General features: G+C 36.4%; 1 pseudogene. It reads left to right on the top strand.

Annotation, left to right across the window (positions count from 1 at the left end):
* Nucleotides 1-9: 9 nt before the first annotated feature.
* Nucleotides 10-352: pseudogene (locus tag EHS11_RS03235) on the top strand (transposase); the annotation flags it as partial.

Raw genomic sequence — 352 nt, forward strand, 5'->3', positions numbered from 1 at the left:
CATGGAACGATGGTTAAACTAGGATTTCTGATCTCGGAAAAATCGGTTTCCAAATATATTAAAACTCTTCGTAGATCACCTAACCCCAGGAAAAGGCTTGCTTGGAAAAACTTCTATGCTCTCCATTCCGATTCCATGACCGTCTCGGATCTATTTACAGTTTTTTCGTATAACTTTCTGGAAATGTATAAAGTTATATTTTTTATGGATTTGGAAACAAGACAAATCCTTCATTTCGACATAACAGTCAAAACCTCCACCAGATGGGTCAGAAAGGTTATCAAAGTAGCACTTAGAAAAAAAGATCCGAAGAATGCTTCTTATGTTCTTACGGATAACGATACCTTATTCG

This window comes from Leptospira ilyithenensis (assembly GCF_004771005.1).
Classification (GTDB): Bacteria; Spirochaetota; Leptospiria; order Leptospirales; family Leptospiraceae; genus Leptospira_A; species Leptospira_A ilyithenensis.